This is a genomic window from Chitinibacter tainanensis DSM 15459 (assembly GCF_000429785.1).
Classification (GTDB): domain Bacteria; phylum Pseudomonadota; class Gammaproteobacteria; order Burkholderiales; family Chitinibacteraceae; genus Chitinibacter; species Chitinibacter tainanensis.
The window spans coordinates 1-22,299 of record NZ_AUCN01000004.1; the positions used below are offsets into that span (position 1 = coordinate 1).

Annotated in this window: 18 protein-coding genes; 13 read left to right on the plus strand and 5 right to left on the minus strand. The window is 58.7% G+C overall.

Features of this window, described 5'->3' with window-relative positions:
* Nucleotides 1-184: 184 nt before the first annotated feature.
* Nucleotides 185-709: a DUF934 domain-containing protein gene (locus tag G482_RS0100890; RefSeq protein ID WP_028448438.1), complete on the minus strand. Its 525-nt coding sequence runs from the start codon at nt 707-709 to the stop codon at nt 185-187.
* Complete coding sequence (locus tag G482_RS0100895; RefSeq protein ID WP_028448439.1) at nt 702-2,384, minus strand: nitrite/sulfite reductase; 1,683 nt, start codon at nt 2,382-2,384, stop codon at nt 702-704. Before G482_RS0100895 ends, G482_RS0100890 begins: the two co-directional genes overlap by 8 nt.
* Before the next feature lie 232 nt (nt 2,385-2,616).
* Between G482_RS0100895 and pepN the strand changes: the two genes are divergently transcribed.
* Nucleotides 2,617-5,250 (plus strand): aminopeptidase N, encoded by a 2,634-nt coding sequence (gene pepN / locus G482_RS0100900; RefSeq protein ID WP_028448440.1) that lies wholly within the window; start codon nt 2,617-2,619, stop codon nt 5,248-5,250.
* 65 nt (nt 5,251-5,315) lie between these two features.
* Here the strand turns inward: pepN and G482_RS0100905 are convergent, their stop codons facing one another.
* The 3 genes from G482_RS0100905 to G482_RS0100915 form a co-directional block, all read right to left on the minus strand.
* Nucleotides 5,316-7,061, minus strand: coding sequence for a flagellinolysin (locus G482_RS0100905; RefSeq protein ID WP_028448441.1), 1,746 nt, complete (start codon nt 7,059-7,061; stop codon nt 5,316-5,318).
* Between the two features lie 204 nt (nt 7,062-7,265).
* Nucleotides 7,266-8,144 (minus strand): Hsp33 family molecular chaperone HslO, encoded by an 879-nt coding sequence (hslO, locus tag G482_RS0100910; protein WP_028448442.1) that lies wholly within the window; start codon nt 8,142-8,144, stop codon nt 7,266-7,268.
* 75 nt (nt 8,145-8,219) lie between these two features.
* Complete coding sequence (locus G482_RS0100915; protein ID WP_028448443.1) at nt 8,220-8,789, minus strand: Ntn hydrolase family protein; 570 nt, start codon at nt 8,787-8,789, stop codon at nt 8,220-8,222.
* 271 nt (nt 8,790-9,060) lie between these two features.
* Here G482_RS0100915 and G482_RS0100920 point away from each other — a divergent pair, with 271 nt between their 5' ends.
* The 12 genes from G482_RS0100920 to G482_RS0100975 all read left to right on the plus strand — a co-directional run.
* Complete coding sequence (locus G482_RS0100920; RefSeq protein ID WP_028448444.1) at nt 9,061-9,948, plus strand: hypothetical protein; 888 nt, start codon at nt 9,061-9,063, stop codon at nt 9,946-9,948.
* A gap of 139 nt (nt 9,949-10,087) precedes the next feature.
* Nucleotides 10,088-10,804, plus strand: coding sequence for an ABC transporter ATP-binding protein (locus tag G482_RS0100925; RefSeq protein ID WP_028448445.1), 717 nt, complete (start codon nt 10,088-10,090; stop codon nt 10,802-10,804).
* Complete coding sequence (locus tag G482_RS0100930) at nt 10,801-12,198, plus strand: ABC transporter permease (RefSeq protein WP_028448446.1); 1,398 nt, start codon at nt 10,801-10,803, stop codon at nt 12,196-12,198. The genes G482_RS0100925 and G482_RS0100930 overlap by 4 nt, the downstream gene beginning before the upstream one ends.
* A 97-nt stretch (nt 12,199-12,295) precedes the next feature.
* Nucleotides 12,296-12,490, plus strand: a complete 195-nt coding sequence (locus G482_RS16785) for a LiaF transmembrane domain-containing protein (RefSeq protein WP_034618546.1) — start codon at nt 12,296-12,298, stop codon at nt 12,488-12,490.
* Entirely contained in the window at nt 12,483-13,262 is a 780-nt protein-coding gene (locus G482_RS0100940) for an outer membrane lipoprotein-sorting protein (RefSeq protein ID WP_051258628.1), read from the plus strand. The genes G482_RS16785 and G482_RS0100940 overlap by 8 nt, the downstream gene beginning before the upstream one ends.
* A complete protein-coding gene (locus tag G482_RS0100945) occupies nt 13,262-14,713 on the plus strand; it encodes a hypothetical protein (protein ID WP_051258629.1) in 1,452 nt (483 codons plus the stop codon). The genes G482_RS0100940 and G482_RS0100945 overlap by 1 nt, the downstream gene beginning before the upstream one ends.
* A gap of 42 nt (nt 14,714-14,755) precedes the next feature.
* Nucleotides 14,756-15,850, plus strand: a complete 1,095-nt coding sequence (locus G482_RS16790) for a sensor histidine kinase (protein ID WP_051258630.1) — start codon at nt 14,756-14,758, stop codon at nt 15,848-15,850.
* Nucleotides 15,847-16,611 (plus strand): LytR/AlgR family response regulator transcription factor, encoded by a 765-nt coding sequence (locus G482_RS0100955; RefSeq protein ID WP_028448449.1) that lies wholly within the window; start codon nt 15,847-15,849, stop codon nt 16,609-16,611. The genes G482_RS16790 and G482_RS0100955 overlap by 4 nt, the downstream gene beginning before the upstream one ends.
* Nucleotides 16,612-16,629: 18 nt before the next feature.
* On the plus strand, nt 16,630-17,406 hold the full coding sequence (locus G482_RS0100960) for a response regulator transcription factor (RefSeq protein WP_245575226.1): 777 nt from the start codon (nt 16,630-16,632) through the stop codon (nt 17,404-17,406).
* Entirely contained in the window at nt 17,403-19,058 is a 1,656-nt protein-coding gene (locus G482_RS0100965) for a FecR family protein (protein WP_028448451.1), read from the plus strand. Before G482_RS0100960 ends, G482_RS0100965 begins: the two co-directional genes overlap by 4 nt.
* Before the next feature lie 3 nt (nt 19,059-19,061).
* The gene (locus tag G482_RS0100970) at nt 19,062-21,323 is read left to right on the plus strand and encodes a CHASE2 domain-containing protein (RefSeq protein ID WP_028448452.1); all 2,262 of its coding nucleotides are present in this window, start codon (nt 19,062-19,064) and stop codon (nt 21,321-21,323) included.
* A gap of 194 nt (nt 21,324-21,517) precedes the next feature.
* A partial coding sequence (locus tag G482_RS0100975) for a TolC family protein (protein ID WP_028448453.1) occupies nt 21,518-22,299 on the plus strand: 782 nt, incomplete at its 3' end.

Below are 22,299 nucleotides of genomic sequence, written 5' to 3' on the forward strand. Positions count from 1 at the left end.
ACAAGTCGATAAGCGATTGATTTGCAAAGAGGCGAACACCAAAGAAAATCGCGCCAAACCAAGAAGAACCATCGGCCCCCACGCCCAGCAATACTGCAGCACCAGCGTAAAAGCAGCCCAAACCCAGCCTAGAAACAACACAGCCCGCTGACGCGGGCTGTGCTTGGGCTGAAACTAAGGCAATCTAGGCCGTGACGCGGCGCAGAAACAGTGGCGCTGGCTGCGCCACGCTGCTTTGGTAGAACTCGGTGAAGTCATCAATCCCTTTCACCGCTTCATGAATATCTTTATCCGCGCGAACTTCAAAGGCGGTAAAACCGCAGCGCGCCAGATAGTTCAGCGTATCTTTAAAGACATCGCCCACCGCGCGCAATTCGCCGGTAAAACCATAGCGCTCACGCAGCAAGCGGCCGATTGAGAAACCACGCCCATCCGTAAAGGCCGGAAATTCGCAGGCGATCATGCTGAAAGTATTAGCATCCACCGGCAAAGACTCAGGCTCATCGGTCGGTGCGAAACACACCGCCACTTCACGCCCAGCCAGTGCATCACGGTTGGCTAGCCAGTATTGGTACGGAACCAGCACTGCGCCTTGCTCAGGGAGAGATACCTCCCCTGCTTCGTTGGCGACTACCCGCACCCAGCGGTTTTCAACTACTTCACGACCCACAATTACTTTGGCCGCTGCGGTATTTGCTTGCTCAAGCATCGGCTTTCTCCTTGCGAATTGGCTTGCCTTCGTAGACTTTGGCTTTGAATGGCTCGGCGCCAATCCGATCAAAGACCTCAATAAAGCGCTCGTCGCCTTCGCGGTTCGCCACAAACACTTCAATAATCTTGCTCATCACGTCCGGCATTTCTTCTTGCGCGAATGATGGGCCGATCACTTTACCCACTTTGGCATCAACGCCCTGGCGACCGCCCAGCGTGATCTGATAGTACTCGGCATTGTTTTTATCCACGCCCAGTACACCGATATTGCCAATGTGGTGATGACCGCAGGCATTAATACAGCCCGACATATTGACGTCGATTTCGCCCAGATCAAACAGATAATCCAGATCATCAAAGCGCTCTTGAATCGCTTGAGCAACAGGGATTGATTTAGCATTGGCCAGCGAACAGAAATCACCACCCGGGCAGCAGATTACGTCGGTCAGCAGACCAATATTTGGCGTTGCAAAACCAATGCGTTTCGCTTCTTCCCACAGTGCCAGCAAATCAGCTTGCTTCACATCGGCCAGAATCAGATTTTGCCCATGCGATACGCGTACTTCACCAAAACTGAAACGATCGGCCAGCTCGGCCACTGCATCCAGCTGGGCATCAGTTGCATCGCCCGGTGGCACACCCGTTTTCTTCAGCGACAAGGTCACTGCGGCATAACCGGCCACTTGGTGCGCGAATACATTGCGCTCTACCCAGCGAGCAAAGGCGGCGTTATCACGTTGCGCCGCGGCAAAGCTCGCATCTTGGGCGGGCAAGGCTTCGTAGGCCGGCTTGGTAAAGAAGCGATGATTGCGGGCGATTTCCGCGTCGGTCAGCGTTTGCGGGCCGTCTTTTTCAAACGCCCATTCTTGTTCAACCTTGGCGGCAAAGGCTTCCGGCGTCATGGCTTTGACCAGAATCTTGATCCGGGCTTTGTATTTATTATCGCGACGACCGTAGCGGTTATACACGCGCAGCACGGCATTAAGATAAGTCAGCAGGTGTTTCGGCTCTAACCATGGCTTGATCAGATCGCCAATCATCGGCGTGCGGCCCAGGCCACCGCCCACAAAAATCTCGAAGCCCACTTCACCGGCAGCATTCAATTTCACATTGATGCCGATATCGTGCAGCAAGATGGCGGCGCGATCTTCTTTGGCGCCATTGACCGCGATTTTGAATTTACGTGGCAAGTGTGCAAATTCAGGATGGAATGTCGACCACTGACGGATAATCTCGCACCATGGGCGTGGATCGACGATTTCATCATGCGCCACCCCGGCAAATTGATCCGAAGTGGTATTGCGAATACAGGCGCCAGAAGTTTGAATCGCATGCATTTCCACGGTGGCGAGTTCAGCCAGCATCTCCGGCACGTTTTCCAGCGCTGGCCAGTTGAACTGGACATTCTGCCGCGTCGTAAAGTGCACATAGCCTTTGTCGTATTTGCGGGCCAGCTCAGCCAGCTTGCGCACCTGCTTGCTGCGCAAATGACCGTAAGGAATGGCCACGCGCAGCATCGGTGCATGGCGCTGGATATACAGGCCGTTTTGCAAACGCAAAGGGCGGAATTCATCGTCAGTCAGCTCGCCGGCCAGATAGCGGCGCGTCTGGTCGCGGTATTGCGCAACGCGCTGATCCACGATCTTCTGGTCGTATTCGTCGTAAATATACATGGCGGTCAATCCGGTAAAACGGCTAATAGTCCGTCATGATACCGCCGTTCTATATCCAAGAGAACGATTCTTTTTGAATATGTATCAGTTTTTTAGTTCTATCTGATCCAGCGCAAAGCCGCAAAAGCACTTGATTGTCGGCAAGTTGCCACTGGGGGTTTCAGTCATTGTCTTGCCATCGGGCTGGGGTTAATCTTGCAATCTTTATTTGCCCTAAAAAGAGCCGCATCCTATGAGCAGCCGCCAAGCCATCCAGCGTCTGGACTATACCCCCCCACACTATCTGATTGACCGCGTTGATTTGACTTTCGATCTGGAAGATACCCAGACTAAAGTTCATTCACGCCTAATCATCCGGCGCAATAAGGATGTCGCGGCAGATACCCCGCTGGTTTTGCATGGCGAAGCGTTGCAACTGGATGCCATTAAGCTCGATGGCGCCACCCTGCCCGCCAGCGCTTATCAGGCGCAAGCCGATCTGCTCACGATTCCCCAGATGCCGGAAGATGGCATTCTGGAAATCACTACCACCATTGATCCAGCCAACAACACCAGCTTGATGGGCCTGTATCAGAGCAATGGCAATTTCTTTACCCAGTGTGAAGCCGAAGGCTTTCGCAAGATTACCTATTACCTCGACCGCCCCGATGTGATGGCCAAGTTCACCACCACCATTATTGCGGATAAGAGCAAGTACCCGGTCCTGCTCTCGAACGGCAATCGCGTGGGCAGCGGCAGCTTAGATAAAAACCGTCACTGGGTAAAATGGGTAGACCCATTCAAAAAGCCGGCCTATCTGTTTGCCTTGGTCGCCGGCAAGCTGGTGCACCTGGCCGGAACACACACCACGCAATCCGGCCGTACGGTCAACATCGAGATTTATGTTGAGCCGGGCGATCTGGATAAATGCCATCATGCCCTGGCCGCAGCGCAAAAAGCCATGGCCTGGGATGAGAGCCGCTATGGCCTTGAATACGATCTAGATACTTACATGATCGTGGCCGTTTCCGACTTTAATATGGGCGCGATGGAAAACAAGGGCTTGAACATCTTTAACACCAAATACGTGTTGGCCAAGCCCGAAACCGCCACCGATGCCGACTTTGACGGCATTGATGCCGTGGTAGCGCATGAGTATTTCCACAACTGGACTGGCAACCGCGTCACCTGTCGGGATTGGTTCCAGCTTAGCCTGAAAGAAGGCCTGACCGTTTACCGCGATCAAGAGTTTTCCAGCGACATCGGCTCGCGCGCCGTACAGCGTATTCACAATGTGCGCGTGCTACGCACGCATCAGTTTGCCGAAGATGCGGGCCCGCAAGCGCACCCCATACGCCCGGATGAATATCTGGAAATCAATAATTTCTACACCCTCACCGTGTATGAAAAAGGCAGTGAAATCGTGCGCATGTACGAAACCCTGCTCGGTCGCGACGGTTTCCGCAAAGGGATGGATCTATACTTTAAGCGCCACGATGGGCAGGCGGTCACCTGCGATGATTTCCGCGCCGCGATGGCTGATGCCAATCAAGTTGACCTGACCCAGTTTGAACGCTGGTATAGCCAGGCAGGCACCCCCCGGGTATCGGCCTGCGGGGCTTATGATGCGGGCGCGCAGCGCTATACCCTTACCCTGCGCCAAAGCTGCCCGGCCACACCGGGCCAAAGCCAGAAGCTGCCCTTCCATATTCCGGTGGCTGTCGGTCTGATTGATCGCCGCGGCCAAGATTTGCCGCTGCAGCTCGCGGGCGAAGCCACTGCCGGCGCGCCAACGCGGGTGCTGGAATTGCGCGAAGCCGAACAAAGCTTCACCTTTATCAATGTGCCCTGCCCGCCAGTGCCATCGCTATTGCGCGAGTTTTCCGCACCAGTGGTACTCGACTACGCCTACAGCGATGAAGAGCTGCTGTTCCTGATGGCACACGACAGCGATGCCTTTGGCCGCTGGGAAGCGGCAAACCAACTGGCAGTGAAACTGATCCTGCAACTGTATCGCCAGCCGGCCGAACAGCCGCTACTGGCACCGGCCAACTTCATTGAAGCCTATCGCAAGGTGCTCAATAGTAAGCTCGACCCAGCACTGGTCGCGCTGATGTTGGAATTACCGGATGAAAAATACCTGCTCGAGCAACTGGAAGCGGTCGATCCTAGCCGCCTGGCGCTGGTGGGCAGCAGCCTGAAACAGCAGCTCGCGCGCGAACTGCGCCAAGAACTATTGGCCCACTATCAACAGCTGAATGACGGCAGCCCATATCGCTACGACGGCGAGCAAGTGGCGCGCCGCAGCCTGAAAAACGTCTGCCTTGATTACCTGGCTGAACTCGATGAAGCCATGATCGGCAGCCTGCTGGCCGAGCAATATCGCAAAGCCGACAATATGACCGACCGACTGGCGGCACTCAAGGCGCTGGTCAATCGCGACGGCGGCGAAGCGCAATTGGCCGATTTTGCCCAGCAATGGCACGATGATGCGCTGGTGATGGATAAATGGTTTGCCCTGCAGGCCACCAGCCGCCGCCCAGGTGCCTTAAACCGCGTGCAAAGCCTGCTGGCTCATCCGGCCTTCTCGCTGAAAAACCCGAATAAGGTCCGGGCCTTGCTCACTTCATTCTGCAGCCTGAACTTGCAGCATTTCCATGCCGCGGATGGCTATGCCTATGCTTTTGCCGCCGACAAAATCATTGAGCTCGATGCCATCAACCCGCAAGTGGCCGCGCGCCTGGCCGGCAGCTTTAACCGCTGGACCAAGGTCGAACCGCAACGCCAGTCGCTAATGAAGCAAGAGCTGGAGCGGATCCGCGCGCACGAAGGTTTGTCATCCGACACCTACGAGATTGTGAGCAAATCGCTGCAAGCCGCGCAGTAAATACGAGCAGTAGCCAATAAAAAAACCGCCCACTAGGGCGGTTTTTTTATTGCAGATCATAAGGCTTAGCCCCGTAGCAGTGACAGAGCCAGCTGCGGCAAACTATTGGCTTGTGCCAGCATGGCTGTGCCGGCCTGTTGCAGTATTTGCTGGCGGGTGAGATTGGCGGTTTCCTGCGCGTAGTCGGTATCGCGGATTCGCGAGCGCGCCGCGCTATTGTTTTCAATGGTATTGCTGACATTATTAATCGCCGACTGCAAGCGCGATAAATTAGCACCAGCCTTGGCCCGCTCGCCATTAATATAATCGAGCGCTTCATCAGCATGGGCGATCGCCAGCGTGGGCAGTTTCACCAGATCGATATCATCCAGCCCCAGATTTTTGGCACTCATCCCGCCAAACTGCACGGTGATTTTTTGCCCGGCCCCATTACCAACCTGAAAGGTCGTTTCTTTGAGCCCCGTTGCGCCTTGCACATCAATGCCAGTCGTGCCCGCCGCCCACACCTGCTTAAAGCCCTTGAGCACCTGCTTATTAAATTGCGTCCCTTGATCTTTAAATACGTCGGTACTGCTCAGCGGCGCTTTGCCATCCACGTCAGCACCACCCAATGCGCCGGTATCGGCATTGGTGAGATTCACGCCCAAATTGGTAAACAGGGCCGGCGTGGCGGCAGCGGCGAGAAATTTGCTATCAAAATCATTAAAGCTGGCAAAGGCGCCATGGCTGGCATTGGTGAGCGCCTGATCGAGGGTGGAGCCAGTATTTTTGCTAAGGTAGGTCATGATGTCTTTAATCCCCTCCCCTCCGGCTGCTTTAATTTGCTGATGCATATAGCGCACCGCCAGATAACCGCCGCTATACACCGCCGAGCCGCTGGCAGGATTGGTTTTATAGCTTAAGGCTACCGCCGTACTGGTGCCGCCCGAGGTATCGGCAAAGAGACGCTCATCGGCACCATGGATGAATTCAGCCATCCCTTCTTTGAACCACGTATCCATGGGGGCAAAGTTCATGGTGCGCCCCATGACGGCATGCACCATTTCATGCGCAATAATCCGGTCGCTATACACCGTGCCATTGCCCATCGCCACGCCACCGCCATCGGGGAGGTTGGGCGGTTTGAAATCCTCGGGGTCAATCCAGAGGAACATATTCAGGGTTTTGCCATTGGCGTCAGCCGTACCGGTTGTACTACCGACGGCCGCTGCAGCGCCGCCCGCTACATTGCTCAAGCCTGAACCTGCCGGTGGCTCAAAGACGATATTCAGATCAACGCCATCGGCGGTAATGCCCAGCAGATTGGTAATCCGGGTTTCGGCCTCTTCCAGCCAGCCCATTTTCAAGCCATCAATAATGCCGCGCCGAGCCGCATCGCCCCCCAAGCTACTTTCCGATTGGGCAAAGATTTTTTGGCCGTTGAATTCGGCATTCTGCGCTTGCGTGCTGAGGCTTTGCAGCAGTTGATTCGCCTCAGCCTGCAAAGCTTGCCGATCCGAGCCCGACAAACTGCCGTTGGCGGCCTGCACGCCTAGCTCACGAATGCGCTGCACAACATCGGCGGCATTACTCATCGCGCCTTCGGCAGTCTGTAACAGGGAAACGCCATCATTCATATTGCGCACAGCTTGCTGATCGCCTCGAATCAGCGATTCCATCCGGCTCGAAATCGCCAGACCGGCCGCGTCATCCTTGGCGGAGTTGATGCGCAAGCCAGACGACAGACGTGACAAGACCTGACTCAGACCAGTACCGGTCTGGGCCAGGTGGCGCTGCGTATTCAGCGCGGGCACGTTTGTCGTAATTTGCATGGCGCAAACACCTCAGGCGGGGAAACACCCCATCATCAGCGCTATCGGCAACTTGACAAAATACTTTAAATCTTGAAAGAAAAATCTTTGCACGCATTCCACGACAGGCTGCACCACAAAAGAAAACCGGCCAAATGGCCGGTTATTCTCTGAGGGGTATCTACTGCTAGCGCTTGATACTAAAAGGCCAGCGAGACATACCCATTATTGGATCGCGGTACTACCCGGCGCTTCATGGGTGGCAAACAGCGCCCCAACATCAACGGCATCAAAGCCGTATTCCTTGCCGCAAAAATCGCACACCACATGCACTTGGCCACGTTCGGCCAAAAGCTCATCCACTTCTGGGCGCTCCATCAGCTTGATCATACCGCCCACGCGCTCGCGCGAACAGGTGCAGGCAAAGCGGGGCGTTGCCGGCTCGAATACGCGCACACTGTCTTCGTGGAACAGGCGATACAGCGTTTCACGCGGTGGCAATTGCAAGAGTTCTTCGTGCTTGACCGTGTCGGCCAAGGTCACCAAGTGTTCCCAGCTTTGCTCGGCATCGTCTTGCGCGGGCATTTTTTGCAGCATCATGCCGGCGGCCATACCATCTTGGCAGGCGAGCCACAGCCGGGTATCCAGCTGCTCGGAATGGGTCATGTAATGCTCGATAATCTGCGCCACAGTCTGGCCCACCTGCATACCCACCACGCCCTGATACGGCTCACCCACGCGTGGATCAAGGGTAATAAAGAAGCGCCCACCGCCCAGCAACTCGGCAATTGACCAATCACTCGGTGCGGCCGCGATCTTCTCGGCATCCCAACGGGCAGTCGCCCGCAGGGTTTTCTCGCTAGTTACTTCCACCACCAAAAGCTGCAAGGCGCCGGGGCCGTGCATTTGCATAATCAGCGTGCCATCAAATTTCAGCATCGCCGACAGCAAAGCGCCGGCCGCCATCAGCTCGCCCAGACGCTCGCGCAAAATGGCTGGGTAATCATGGCGATTGAGCACTTCCTGATAGGTGGCTTCCAGCTGCACCAGTTCGCCACGAACCGGCGCATTGTCAAACAGGAAGCGTTCCAAAACATCTTTCATCACTACAACCTAAATATTGGATTAATCTGGATTGCCGCGCATTATACCCGAAGCCCACTGCCGGCTTGCGGCCGGCTAGCCCAGCAGCTCGGTGAGCTGATAGCTGGTCATCGGCAGACTGGAGCTCACATCAAAGGCGCAACCGGCCTCGATGCCCGCTTTGGCCAAAGCTGCGGCATCGAGCGTGTCATACAGCGTATGCATGGCCCCAATCGCGTAATCGCGGCCGCTGCCCATCGCCCAGAATCGCTGAAACTCATACACTTCACGCAGGCTATAGACGCCAAAAATGCCGTAGGCATTGGCGATTAGCACCGTCATCTGGCTCGACTCGTAGGGATCATCCTCTTCCTCTTCGGGCTTGAGGTAAAACTCTTCCTTGAGCTTGGCGTGTAATTTGCGGAATGACTCAAAGATGGCGGCGCGGCTCGTAAAATCAAGGTTTTTAATCCGCTTGAGCGCCGATTGCAGCACCAGATCATGCGCGGCGCTACCGCAAATGGCGAAATAGCTGCCATCGTGCTGGAAAATCTTATTCCAGCGCGCATCGTCCAGCGCACCCAGCCGCATATCTCCAAAAGTTGATTGGCTATCTGCCGCAATAGCAATTTGGCCGTCTTTGCGCACCACCACTACCGTTGTCATGGTTTTTTGCGTTCCTGCTGTCCGAAAAACCAAAGTCTGAGCCGCAGCGGGCGCAGGCGTCAACCTTACCGCCCAGCGCTGCGGCATTTTACCCCCGCCAAGTCACGGCCCGTTTTACCAACGGGCTAGCCTCCCCAGCTGGCCATTTATCGCCCATCCGGTGCGTTTATCGATGCCAAAGGCATTTAATCGCATGTCATCCAGTGCTCTGCCGCCGCTGCGTACAGTGCTCGCACCGCCCTGCGGTCTCATCATACAACTGGAGAACACCATGCATCGATCGATCTGGCTGGCGCTAATGGCGCTCAGCACCCCGTGGCTGGCTTATGCCAACGACACAAGCGTTGATTACAGCGCCAGCTATTTATTCACGCGCGATTTTGAGCTCAATCGCGGCGGCGAAGCGCGCTTTAACTGGCAGCAAGTGGGCATTGGTGTGCAGCACCGCCTCGATCCGCAGCGCACTCTGGGGCTCGATATCAGCGGCGGCAAGCAAAAATGGACCTTTACCCAGCCCAAAGCCTGGGGCGGGCGCGCCCCATGGCAAACCCTTGAACGGGCCGGGCTCAGCGTGAGCTATCAGTACGCCAGCCAAGATGGCTGGATTTATCAAATCGCGCCGGGAATCGAATACGCCGGCGAAGCCGATGCCAAGCGCAGTGATGCCCTCGGCTATGGTGCAACCGGCTTTATTGCGCGCGCATGGAGCCCCGATCTCTTGCTCGGGCTGGGTATTTCGGCTTGGAGCGGTTTGGAAAACACCAGCGCCTTTCCGTTTATTGTGATCGATTGGCGGATTAGCCCTAGCTTGCGCCTGCACAACCCATTTAGCGCCGGCCCCGTTGGCCCGGCAGGGCTGGAGCTAAGCTGGTCCCCCCTGCCCAAACTGGAGCTGGCCACCGGCGCCACCATCCGCAGCTACAGCAGCCGGCTCGCCGCCAACAATGCCGTGGCCGCGGGCGGGGTACTCGAGCAAACCACGGTGCCGGTGTTTGTACGCGCCGGCTATGCCTTTAGCCCGTTTATGCGACTGGATGCCTATCTGGGCGCAGGTCTGGCGGGCAAGCTCACCCTGCACGACGCCCAAGAACGCGAAATCAGCCAGGAAAAGCACGATCCAGCGCCGTTTATGGCGATTGCGGTCAGCGGCACCTTCTAAAGCGCGGTCATTCATCGGTGCGGGTGGCGTTTTATCCCGCGGCCATGCAGCTCGTCGCAGCCACCAGCACCGCCCATGCCAACGCCATACAGTAATGACATCCACTGCTAGCTCGCCCAGCAAACTGAAGGAAACCACCATGTCTATCTTGCAAATTCGCCAGCTGAACAAGCGCTACCGGCTGGACGACATTAGCGTACCGGCGCTGACCGATATCCAGCTGGATATTCAGCCCAATCGCTTTACCGTACTTTCCGGCCCCTCCGGCAGTGGCAAAACCACATTGCTGAATTTAATTGGCGCGCTCGATCGCCCCACAAGCGGCGAAATCATCCTCAATGGCCAGCCTTTATCGCGGCTGAATGACGATCAGCTGGCGGATTTTCGGGCCCGGCAGATTGGGTTTATTTTTCAAAACTTTAATTTGCTGCCGGTGTTATCGGCCTATGAAAACGTCGAATACCCACTGATTCTGGCCAAAGTGCCACCTCAGGTGCGGCGCAACCGGGTGATGGAATTACTCGCTGCAGTCGGCCTTGCCGACAAGGCCCAGCATCGCCCCGGCCAACTCTCGGGCGGGCAACGCCAACGGGTGGCTATTGCCCGGGCGCTGGCCACCAATGCGCAATGGATTCTGGCGGATGAGCCCACGGCCAATCTCGATCAAGCCACCGGCGCGGCAATTATCGCGCTGATGCGGCAGATGCAACACGATCTGCAGGTGTCGTTTATTTTTTCTTCCCATGATCCGCAAGTGCTGGCAGCGGCCGATGAGGCGGTGTTTATCCGCGATGGCCGCATTGTCGAAAGCCGTACTCTGGCGAGCCAGACCCACCCTGAGAGGGCCTACGCATGAAAATCCTGACTTTGGCCGCGCGCAATCTAACGCGCAATCGCCGCCGCTCGCTGGCCACCTTGCTGGCGATGACCATCGGCTTGATGGCCGTGCTTTTGTTCGGCGGCTACAGCGGCAATATCAATCTGGGCTTGCAAACCGGCTTTGTGCGCAGCAGCGGTCATTTGCAAATTCAGCATCGTGATTATTTTCTGTTTGGCAGCGGCAACCCGGCCGCCTACGGCATTGTCGATTACCAGCGTTTAATCCGCACCATCGAAGCCGACCCGGTATTGCGGCCAATGCTCACGGTCGTTACCCCCACGCTCAGCCTGGGCGGGATTGCCGGGAATTTTAATGCTGGCGTCTCACGCACTGTGCTGGGTAGCGGCGTGGTAGTGGACGAGCAAAATCAGCTGCGGCAATGGAATGACTACCGCTTTCCAGGCGCAGCGCGCTTACTGCCGCTCACGGGCAGTGCGCCCAATGGCGCCACCATCGGCACAGGCGTGGCACGGGTCTTACAGCTGTGTGGCGAGTTAAACGTCAAGCATTGCCCACAACCCGCACACGAGGCGATGGATGCCAGCAAAACCGCGACACCCACTGATCTAGCTGCGTTAGGCGAAGCCAGCCAAAACCCAGCAGCGCCAGCCGCTCAAGCCGGCGCACGGATTGAGCTATTGGCCGCCAATGCGCATGGCGCGCCCAATGTAGCGGCGCTGGATGTGGTGAAAGCCGAGCAGCTGGGGGTGAAAGAGCTGGACGATATCGCCATCACCCTGCATCTGCGCCTGGCGCAACAGCTGATTTACGGCCAAGACACGCCCAAAGTTACCGCGGTGGTGGTGCAGCTGAAACACACGGCCCAAATGCCCGCCGCCCGCGAACGGCTTGAAACCTTACTGCGCAGCCAGTTTAAGGCGCAGCCACTGGCGGTGCAGGATTTCGCCACCTTAAACCCCAGTTACGGCCAGATCACCGGCATGTTTGCCGCCATCTTCGGCTTTATCGCCATCCTGATCGGCGCCATCGTGCTGTTCACGGTGGGCAACACCATGAATATGGCGATTGTGGAGCGCACGGTCGAAATCGGCACCTTGCGGGCTATGGGCTTGCGGGCCCGCGGTATCCGCCAGCTGTTTTTATGTGAAGGCGTGCTGCTGGGCGCCGCCAGCGCCGTCACCGGCCTGAGCTTGGCGCTCTTGCTGGCTTACGTGATTAACCACAGCGGCCTGACCTGGATGCCGCCGGGCAATAGCGAGCCCGTGGCGCTCACCGTGCGGGTCTGGGGCGAATGGGGCATGTTGCTGGGGAGCGCACTGGGGCTCTTGCTGGTGGCTGCGTTCTCGGCCTGGTGGCCCGCCCGCCGTGCCAGCGCGCTGAATATTGTCGATGCCTTGCGGCATGCCTAAACCCACGGCATACCCTGCCAGATATACCTAGCCGGGTATACCGAGCTAAACCATATCAAACCTAATTTAGCGGCCTATACCCGCGAAGGAGCACATCATGAAACACGCATTTATTCTTATCCTGCTGGGTGTGGTTTTTCTCGGCCACAACTTGGGCCTGTGGCCAAACCTCTTTAGCTTGCTTAGCGTGTGGTGGCCGCTGATCTTAATCGCGGTGGGCATCGCCGGCCTGCTGGCGCCGCGCCGTAGCGAACATCATTGCGGCCACCCACGGGAGCAGGGCCATGTTTAAACCGCTACCCCGCTATGGCCTGCTACTGGCCAACGCCTTGCTGGCCGCTAGCGCCGCCGCAGCCCCGACGGCGCAAAGCCTGCTAGCCACCAGCGATGGCATTCGCAACCCTAGCCAATCGTTTGCCCTCACCAGCACGCTGACCGAATACCGCAATGGCCAGCAAACCGAGCAAACCACGCTGGCGGTGTATGCGCGGGCCGAGCCCAATACGGGCCAATACCGCAATCTGATCCGCTTTGTGGCCCCGCAGCGTGATAACGGCAAATTGCTGCTGAAAAACGGCAACGACCTGTGGTTTTTCGATCCGGCCAGCAAGGCCAGCGTGCGCATCTCGCCGCAGCAGCGTTTGCTGGGGCAGGCGGCCAATGGTGATGTGGTCACGGTGAATCTGGCCGTGGATTACAGCGCCCAGCTCGCCGGTGAAGAAGCGGTGCAAGATGGTCAGCAGCAGCCGCGCCAAGCGTATTTACTCAAGCTCAGCGCCAAAACGCCAGAGGTCACTTACCACCGCATCGATTACTGGCTGGATAAAACCAGCTTGCAGCCGATCAAGGCGCGGTTTTATTCCAGTAGCGATCGTTTGCTGAAAACCGCTTTTTATCGCAAGTTTGAACAGCAACTCGGCGCCCTGCGCCCAACCGAAACGGTGATCATCGACGGGCTCGACCCCAAATGGATTACCGTGGTGCGCAGTAGTGACTGGCGTTATCGCGACGTGCCGGAAAACTGGCTGCAGCGTGAGTATCTGCCCAACTTTAAGGCCGAATAATGCGCTACCCGCCCCGCCCGCACGCTGGGCGCTGGCCTCATTGGCGGCGCGCCCGCCTTGGCCTCATCGCCAGCGCCATTGCTAGTGCCATCACTAGTCTGTCTCCCAACGCCAGTGCCGCTGCGCTCGTCGCCCCCGGCCAGATCGCGGCGGCGAGCGCGACTACCCCAGCAAGTGCGCCGCCGGCGAATACCGGCAGCGACAGCGCCCCGGCCACCCCCTCCAGCCCGAATAACGGCGATGAGTTGGCGGCGTTTGCCGTGCTGGATGCCGCCGCACCGACGCCCGCCAGCCCACCACTGCAGCGGCCATGGCGGGGCTTTATTGAGGGTATGGCCGGCAGCTTCAAGCCGGATAACGGTGCGGGCGAGATACAGGATGGGCGTATCTCGCTGGATCTGGCGCTGGATTGGACTTTCGCCCCCGGCTGGCGCTTGCTGGGGGCGAATCGACTCGATCTACGCCAGCAGCAAGCCAGCCACGATGGCCACTGGCAGGATAGCCAGACCAACACTCTGAAAGAGTTGTATCTTAGCTGGCAAGCCAGCCCGGATTGGGTGCATCAGCTGGGGCGGATTAATCTGCGTCAGGGCGTGGCGCTGGGCTACAACCCCACCGATTATTTTAAAGTGGGCGCGCTGCGCTCGATTGTGTCGATTGCCCCCGATAGCCTGCGGGAAAACCGCCTCGGCAGCGGCATGTGGCGCAGCCAGTGGTTGTGGGCCGGCGGCGCGGCCAGCCTGGCTTATTCACCCAAGCTGGACAATCAGCGCAGCAGCAGTCCTTTCTCACCCGACTGGGCCGCCAGCAACCCGGCCCACCGCATCCTGCTGAGCTACAGCCCGAGCCTGAATGAGCGCTGGAGTATACAAGGGCTGATGCTGGCCGAAAGTGGCGCCACGCCGCAGTGGGGGCTGAATATCAGCCTGCTGGCCAATGACGCCACCACGCTGTTTGCCGAATACAGCGGGGGGTATAGCCATGATCTGCTTGCAGCATCAAGCACTGCAGGTGATACCCACTGGCAGCAGCAAATCGCCACCGGCGCAACGGTGACCTGGCCATTGGCCGGCAGCAGCCTGAGCAGCACGCTGGAATACCACTACAACGGCCGCGCGGCCAATCAGGCGCAATGGCAAGCTTTGCAGCAAGATTTACCGCGCTATGGCCGCTATCGCCAGGCCGCCGGCCTGCTGCAAGCCCCGCCCACCCAGCACAATCTGTTTGCGCTGGTGAGCTGGAACAAGGCATTTTGGCCACAGCTGGAGCTTAGCCTGATGCTTAATCATGATCTGGTCGATCACAGCCACCAGCAGTGGCTCGAAGCCCGCTATCATTGGGCGCAAGCCGATCTGGCCCTGCAATGGACTCACAGCAGCGGTAGCGCCTTGAGCCACTATGGCGCGCAAGCCGGCGAGCGTTGGCAGCTGTTGTTGCGCTACTATTTCTAACGGCGCCACCCTACTTATTCAATCATTGCCCAAGGATTTCGCGTGGCTATTTTCTCCACCCGCTATGAATTACCCGAGCAGCCTTGGTGGCAGGAAGTGCTGATTCTGCTGGTGATCAATAGCTGCATCGGCGGCTTTTTGACCATCATCGAAGCCGGGCGCGAATTCAGTAGCAATATGCTGATCGCGCACAGCATCGGCGCCTCGATTGGCTTATTTAATTATTTGCTGTGCCGGGCTTTCCCGCGCGTGCAATGGAATTGGCGCACCCCGATTGCCATGCTCTTGGGGGTGTATAGCGGTTTTCATGTCGCCAGCTGGTTTGGCGAGCCCAATTATCTGGATTACATGCTGGCCGACCCCAGCGGCCAATGGCGCTCGCTGGCGATTACCTTGGCCATTTCGGTGGTGGCCTGCGCGTTTTTTGTGATCTGGTATCACTCGATGGCCTTTAAAACCGAAATGGAAAAAGCCCAGCGTCGGGAAGCCGAGGCGCGGCAAGCCGAAACCGCCAGCCAGCTCGCCATGCTGCAGGCGCAGATCGAGCCTCATTTTCTGTTTAACACCCTTGCCAATGTGCATAGCCTGATTAGCCGCGACCCGGGGCGAGCGCAAATCATGCTCGAACACTTAAATAATTATCTGCGCGCCAGCCTAAGCCGCACTCGCCAGCGCCATAGCACGCTGGCTGATGAGCTGAACTTGCTGGAAGCCCTGCTGGCCATCAGCGCCATCCGCTTGGGCGAGCGCCTGCGCTATCGTCTGGAGATTGAGCCGGCCACCCGCGCGGCGCGGCTGCCGCCGCTACTCTTGCAGCCCTTGGTTGAAAACGCACTGGAACACGGCATCGAGCCGGCGATTGAGGGTGGCGAGATCATCGTTCGCGCAACGCACACTGGCCAGCAACTATGCCTGCAGGTGCTCGATAGCGGGCTCGGCTGGTCGGCGCAAAGTGAGGCCAGCAGCGGCATTGGCCTGGCGAATGTGCGCGCACGGCTAGAGGCGCTGTATGGCGCGGATGGCCAGCTGGCGATTTATCCGCACCCGGCCGGCCGCGGTGTACTGGCCGAAATCCGCCTGCCCTTCGAGCTGGAGCCCAGTGCAACCACGACGCCCATTCAGGAAACCCACTCATGAGCCCCACCCCGCTGCGCGCCCTGATCGCCGATGATGAACCGCTGCTAGCCCAGGCGCTGGCGGAGCGGCTGCAACAACTGTGGCCCGCGCTGCAGATTATTGGCATTGCCCGCAACGGGCTGGAAGCCAGCGCGATCTTGGCCAGCCAGCAGCCTGAATTGGCGTTTTTGGATATCCGCATGCCGGGCTTATCGGGCTTGCAGGTAGCTGGCACCCAGCAGCACACGCGCATCGTGTTTGTGACCGCGTATGACGAATACGCGGTGGCCGCCTTTGAGCACAATGCGGTCGATTATCTGCTCAAGCCAGTCAGCGATGAGCGGCTGGCCCAATGCGTGGCCAAACTGCAGCGCAGCCAAGCGCGCCCGGCCGCCCTCGATCCCGCCGCGCTGGATTTAAGCCAGCTACTGCGGCAACTCAGCCCCGCCGCTCCCGCCTATCTGCATTGGCTAACCACGGGGCTGGCCGAAACCACGCGGCTGGTGGCCTGCGAGGAGGTGCTGTATTTTCAGGCCAATGAAAAATACACCGAGATCATTACCGCGCATGAGCGGCATTTGATCCGTACCTCGCTCAAAGAGCTGCTGCCGCAGCTCGATCCAACCCGCTTTGCGCAAATTCACCGCAGCTATATCGTGAGCTTGCCGGCGATTTTGAAAATTGACCGTGATCTACTCGGCCGCCAGCGCGTGCATTTAAAAGCCGTGAGCGAGCCCTTACCACTCTCGCGCAGCCACGCCGGCCAATTCAAACAAATGTAAGGCGCGGCTTTTGGTAAAATGGCCGCATTTCATCCAATTGCCGGCCTCGCCGGCTACAGCATGATGCGGATCGCTGCACTAGACGATGATGCCGACCAGCTGGCGCTGGTGGTACAGACCGTGGGCCAGATGGGCCATCAGATCACTGGGTATAGCCGTGCGGACGAGCTAATTCGCCAGCTGCGGCGCGATACCTATGATTTATTGCTGGTGGATTGGGAGCTACCCGATCGCAGTGGCATTGAGGTGATTCAATTTGTGCGCCAGCAATTGGGCGCCAACACCCCGATCATTATGCTGACCCAGCGCAGCAGCGAAGCCGATGTGGTAACCAGCCTGACCGCCGGCGCCGATGATTTTATGACCAAACCGCTGCGCACCAGCGAGCTGCAAGCGCGAATTATGGCCATGGCGCGGCGCACCTACCCGGCCAGCCAAACCCGCCAGAGCCAGTTTGGCGAATTTACCCTCGATCGGCAGGCCAAGATCATCCATTTCGCTGGCGCACCGCAGCCGCTGAAAGAGCGCGAATACGACTTGGCCGTGGTGCTGTTTGAGCATCTGGGCCAGCTGGTGTCGCGCCAGTATTTACAGGAAACCGTGTGGGGGCTGGCCGTGGAGCTGTCTTCGCGCAGCCTCGATACGCATATTTCCGCCTTGCGCAGCAAATTACAACTGCGCCCCGAGCGCGGCTTTCGTTTAAGCGCCGTGTATGGCCATGGCTACCGGCTGGATGCGCTAAGCGAGACCGCCCCCAGCACAGCCGCTACTTCCCTGCAGGATTCAACCGTATGAAGCATTTTTCTCTGCGCCAGCTGGCGGTATTGCTAGCCGGCTGCGCCGTGCTGGCCAGCGCGAGCACGCTGGTGCACGCCAATGAAGCCACTATTCAGTATCAAGTCAAAGCTGGCGACAACCTCTACACGCTGGCGCGCCAGCAATTACTACGCCCCAGCGATTGGGCGGCGGTGGCCAAGCTGAACAAAATCAGCGACCCGAATATCCTGCAGCCCGGCAGCAGCTTAGCGATACCGGTGCGACTCTTGCGGGGCCAGCCGCAAACGGCCACGGTGCAACTGGTGCGTGGTGAGGTCAGCATTAGCGCCGGCCCCAATCGCGGTAAACCGCTGGCCGCCGGCCAGACCTTACGCGAAGGCGACGTGATTCGCGCGGGGGCCAATGGCTGGGTAGGCCTGCTGCTGAGCGACGGTAGCCAGCTGTATGTGTCGCCCAATAGCCAGTTTGGGCTGCAAAAAATGCGCGCGATGCCCCAAGCCAATCTGCGCCAGACCGATTTACAGCTCAAAGCCGGCCGCGCCGATTTTGCCGTCCAGCCGCAAACTAGCGGTTCGCGCTTTGAAGTGAAAACGCCGCTGGCGGTCACCGGCGTACGAGGTACCCGCTTTGGTGTGGCCACCAGCGGTCAGCGTGCACTCACCGATTTGGTGGAAGGCAAAGTTGCCATCAATAGCGCTCAAGCTCAAGCCGAATTGGCCCCAGGCGAGGGCTGGCTGCGCGAAGCTGGCCAGGCCCCCAGCGTACAAGCCCTGCCGGCCGCGCCAGTGTGGATTACGCCACCTACACAAATCGATGCCCTGCCCTATACGCTGCCCCTGCCCGCCGTGAGCGATGGTGACCTCCTTGTGGGCCAGCTCGAAACCTTAGACACCCCGCCGCGGCTACTGTGGGTGGAACGCGGCCCAAAGCTCACGCTCACCGGCCCATTGGCCGATGGCGAATACCGCCTGCGGGTACGGCTGCAAAGCCGCAATGGCCTGCAAGGCCTGGAGCAAATTCAAACCGTCAAACTGAAAACCACGCCACAAGCGCCGCTACTGCAGGCACCGCTGGCTGGCAAGCCCATCCCCACCGGGGCGCGGAGTTTTATTTGCGCGGGCGATGAAGATGCCAAGGGGTATCTCTTTGAAATCAGCAGCAGCAAAGACTTTCTGAGCCATACCCAGCAACACATTAGCCAGGGCAACCAATGCCGCTGGGATCACAGCCTCGCCACAGCCGGCCAATATTACTGGCGCGTGGCCACGCTAGAGCAAGCCGATAGCGCCGCCAGCCGCGGGCCGTTTAGCCCGGTGAGCGCGCTGCAAGTGGTGCCTGCCCCGGTCGCGCCTGAGCCAACCCTGGCGTTTGCCGATGGCCTGACCGTGCAATGGGCCGGCGAAGCCCAGCAGCAATATCAGCTCCAGATTGCCACCGAGCGCAGTTTTGCCCAGCCGCTGATTGATCGCACCGTCAGCGAGCCGCAGGCCAAGCTTGATCTACCACTGGGCTGCATCGATTACTTTATCCGCCTAGAAACCATCAATCAGTACGGCATGCGCTCGGGCTTTTCCAAGCCACGCAAACTCAATCTGCCACCGGTACTGTGCAGCAGCAATGGGCGCGGCATTGTGGATGCCAATGGCCAGCCTGTGCGGCTGAAGCAGTAAGGCATGCACCTGTCCTTGGCCCGGTTCGCTAGAATCACCCGGCGCAGCCCGCAGCGCCTGCTGGCGAAGATAGCGCCATGGGCGCTGCCGCTTTTGCTACTGACGGCCAGTGCGCTGCTTGGCTATCAAAATGGGCTGGGGCGTGGCGATTTATTGCTGCAGGATTGGGCCAGCCGCCAGCAAAGCCGCCCCGCCGACCCTGAGATCGCGCTGATCGTCATCGATGACGCCAGCATAGCCGCGCTGGGGCGCTGGCCGTGGCCGCGCGAATTACACGCCCAGCTGTTGGCCCGCCTGCAGCAGCTGCCCGCCAAAGCCATTGGCTACGATGTGATTTTCAGCGAAGCCGCCGAGCAAAGCAGCGATGCGCAGCTGGCCAAGGCGCTCCACGCCAATGGCAATGTGGTGCTGCCAGTGTTTGATGCCTGGCAAAACACACCCGCCGGCGTAACCACCCAAACTGTCTTACCGCTGCCCACGCTGGCCGCCGCCGCCGCGGGGCTGGGGCATATACACCCGACGCTGGATGCCGATGGGGTCGTGCGGCGGGTGCCGCTCGCGCGGGCGCCCGGCTGGCCGCATCTGAGTGCCGCATTACTGGCGTTGGATCGTAAGGCCTTACCCGCCGATTTCTCACCACGGCGGATTGCCTTTAGCGGGCCGGCGGGGCAATACCCGCAATACAGTTTTGCCGAGGTATGGGCCGGCAAGGTAGACCCCGCGTTGCTGCGCGGCAAATACCTGCTGGTGGGCGCTGCAGCCACCGGCTTGGGCGACGCCTATGCCACGCCCACCACCCACGCCGAACAAAGAATGACCGGGGTCGAAATCTTGGCCCACACCTTGGCGATGCTGAAACAGGGCCTGCACTGGCGCAGCGCCACGGGGCTAGAAAATGCGCTGTTTACCGCGCTATGGACAGCACTAGCGTGGCTGGCCATCCGCTATGCCCGCCCACAATGGGCGCTGCTGGCCTTGCTCATCAGCCTGCCGGCGATCGTACTCTGCACCAGTTGGCTGCTCGCCAGCACCCAAGTGCTGGTGGCGCCGCTGGCGTCTTTGTGTAGCGTGGTCTTGCTGTATCCGATCTGGAGCTGGCTGCGGCTGGAGCTGGCAGTGCGCTTTTTTGCCCGCGAGCTGGCGCGCATCCGTGCCGAAGACCCGGTCTTGGCCAGTCTGCCCCAATCTGGCGCCGGCGCCGATGTGCTGGGGCGCAAAATGGCCGCCCTTGGCCATGCCGTAGGTCAACTGGCCGGCCTGCGCCGTTTGGTGCACGATAGCCTGGCGCAGCTGGCGGATGGGGTATTGATTTGCGATGCCGATGGCGCGGTGGTGCTGAGTAATCCGGCCGCCCAGCGGCTATTGCCCAAGCTGGAGAGCGAATCACGACCGCAGGCTTTGGCACTACTGGCCGCGCAGGGCGCGCAGCTGGAGGCTGCGGCCTTGTTTGCGCCAACAGGCTACACCCAGAATCTGCAGCTGGCAGATGGCGCTGCCGTCTTGCTCAGCTGCCGCCCGCGGCTGGATCGGCAGCAGCAATTGCTGGGCTGGGTACTGAGCTTAACGGATCTGAGCGTGGTGCAAGCGGCCCAAGCGGCCCGCGATGAGGCGCTGGATTTCCTCTCGCACGATATGCGCTCACCACAATCGGCCATCCTCGCCTTATTGGAGCTGCACGCTGGGCACACTTCAGCCGGGCCTGATCTGCTGGCGCGCATTCGCCAGCATGCCGAACGCTCGCTGGCGCTGGCTGAAGACTTTATCCAGCTCGCGCGCGCGCGCCACCAGCAATACCACTTTGCCCCCACCGATCTATTGGACCTGTGCTACGAAATAAGCGATAGCTGTTGGGAAAAGGCGCAATTGCATGCCGTACGCATTGACGTACGATGCGAAAGTACAACAAATCGCTGGGCCGCTTATCCGGCCGATCGCAGCCTACTGGGACGGGCCATTGGTAATTTAATCGAGAATGCACTCAAGTATGCCGCCAGTGGTGGGCAGATTGATTGCCTGATCCGCGATGGCCAAGCCGGCGGGGTGATTCTGGCGGTGCGTGATTACGGGCCGGGTTTATCGGCCGCGCAGCTGACGCAATTAGGACAAAAATTCAAACAGTTAGCGAGCGGTTCATCCGGCGCTGGCTTGGGGCTGAGCTTGGTGCAAACGGTCGTGGCGCGGCATGGCGGCGAGCTGGAAATCAGCAATGCAGCTGGCGGCGGACTATGCTTTCAAATGATCTTGCCAATGGCTGACAACTGTTAACAATTGTTAAGCGCATTGAAATAGCATATTTGCTTGGTTACTATCTGCGAAAAATTACCGCGCCAGACGGAAAAATTAGAAGATTTTAATATACCGGTGGTATTTTAGCAGTCTGCATGCTGGGCCCACTAGGGCTTACATCACATTTTACTAATATAAAAAGACATTAGTTATACACGGACAAAGGATCATCTATGAAACCGCTCGTTCTGCTGCTGGCTGGCCTTTTCGCCAGCCCGGTTTTCGCCGCCAACACGCTTAAAGACGCCGTAGAGCAAACCATCCTCAAAAACCCCGAAGTACGCATGAAATGGCTGAGCTACAAAGCCGCGGGCGAAGAGCAAAATGCTGCCAAGGGTAATTACTATCCGCGCGTCGATCTGAATGGCTATTACGGCGTCGAAAACAAAGATTATCCGAAGAGCAAAACCGGCAGTTTCACGCACCCTGGCGTGAATCTGGAATTGCGCCAGATGCTGTTTGATGGCTTTGCCACCCAAACCGAAGTGCGCCGCCTCGGCTATGGCAAACTGACTCGCTATTACGAATTGCTGGCCGCCAGCGATCAAGCTGCGCTGGAAACCACCCAGGCGTATCTGGATGTCTTGCGCTACCGCGAGCTGGTGAATCTGGCCCGCGACAATTACGCCATTCACAAAGAAACCTACGATCAGATCGCCGAGCGCGTGAATGCCGGCGTGGGCCGCCGCGTGGATCTGGAAACCGCCACCGGCCGTTTGGCGCTGGCCGAATCCAATTGGCTGACCCAATCTTCCAATCTGCATGATGTGTCCGCCCGCTACGAACGCCTGACCGGCATGGCCCCAAGCAATGACATGAGCAAACCAGCTGATCTGGCCTCGGTCTTGCCGCGCGATACCGCCAGCCTGCGCACTCAGTTGGCAACCAACCCGCAATTCAAAGCCGCGGTGTACAACATCCGCTCGGCCCGCGCCGACGCGCAAAACAAGAAGAG

What these genes read in the sequence shown, in the direction of transcription:
- G482_RS0100960 (WP_245575226.1), top strand. Translation starts at nt 16,630, where the DNA reads ATGGCCGCATTTCATCCAATTGCCGGCCTCGCCGGCTACAGCATGATG.
- G482_RS0100955 (WP_028448449.1), top strand. Translation starts at nt 15,847, where the DNA reads ATGAGCCCCACCCCGCTGCGCGCCCTGATCGCCGATGATGAACCGCTG.
- G482_RS0100895 (WP_028448439.1), bottom strand. Translation starts at nt 2,384, where the DNA reads ATGTATATTTACGACGAATACGACCAGAAGATCGTGGATCAGCGCGTT.
- G482_RS0100930 (WP_028448446.1), top strand. Translation starts at nt 10,801, where the DNA reads ATGAAAATCCTGACTTTGGCCGCGCGCAATCTAACGCGCAATCGCCGC.
- hslO (WP_028448442.1), bottom strand. Translation starts at nt 8,144, where the DNA reads ATGAAAGATGTTTTGGAACGCTTCCTGTTTGACAATGCGCCGGTTCGT.
- G482_RS0100965 (WP_028448451.1), top strand. Translation starts at nt 17,403, where the DNA reads ATGAAGCATTTTTCTCTGCGCCAGCTGGCGGTATTGCTAGCCGGCTGC.
- G482_RS0100970 (WP_028448452.1), top strand. Translation starts at nt 19,062, where the DNA reads ATGCACCTGTCCTTGGCCCGGTTCGCTAGAATCACCCGGCGCAGCCCG.
- pepN (WP_028448440.1), top strand. Translation starts at nt 2,617, where the DNA reads ATGAGCAGCCGCCAAGCCATCCAGCGTCTGGACTATACCCCCCCACAC.
- G482_RS0100905 (WP_028448441.1), bottom strand. Translation starts at nt 7,061, where the DNA reads ATGCAAATTACGACAAACGTGCCCGCGCTGAATACGCAGCGCCACCTG.
- G482_RS16785 (WP_034618546.1), top strand. Translation starts at nt 12,296, where the DNA reads ATGAAACACGCATTTATTCTTATCCTGCTGGGTGTGGTTTTTCTCGGC.
- G482_RS0100945 (WP_051258629.1), top strand. Translation starts at nt 13,262, where the DNA reads ATGCGCTACCCGCCCCGCCCGCACGCTGGGCGCTGGCCTCATTGGCGG.
- G482_RS0100890 (WP_028448438.1), bottom strand. Translation starts at nt 709, where the DNA reads ATGCTTGAGCAAGCAAATACCGCAGCGGCCAAAGTAATTGTGGGTCGT.
- G482_RS0100925 (WP_028448445.1), top strand. Translation starts at nt 10,088, where the DNA reads ATGTCTATCTTGCAAATTCGCCAGCTGAACAAGCGCTACCGGCTGGAC.
- G482_RS0100920 (WP_028448444.1), top strand. Translation starts at nt 9,061, where the DNA reads ATGCATCGATCGATCTGGCTGGCGCTAATGGCGCTCAGCACCCCGTGG.
- G482_RS0100915 (WP_028448443.1), bottom strand. Translation starts at nt 8,789, where the DNA reads ATGACAACGGTAGTGGTGGTGCGCAAAGACGGCCAAATTGCTATTGCG.
- G482_RS0100940 (WP_051258628.1), top strand. Translation starts at nt 12,483, where the DNA reads ATGTTTAAACCGCTACCCCGCTATGGCCTGCTACTGGCCAACGCCTTG.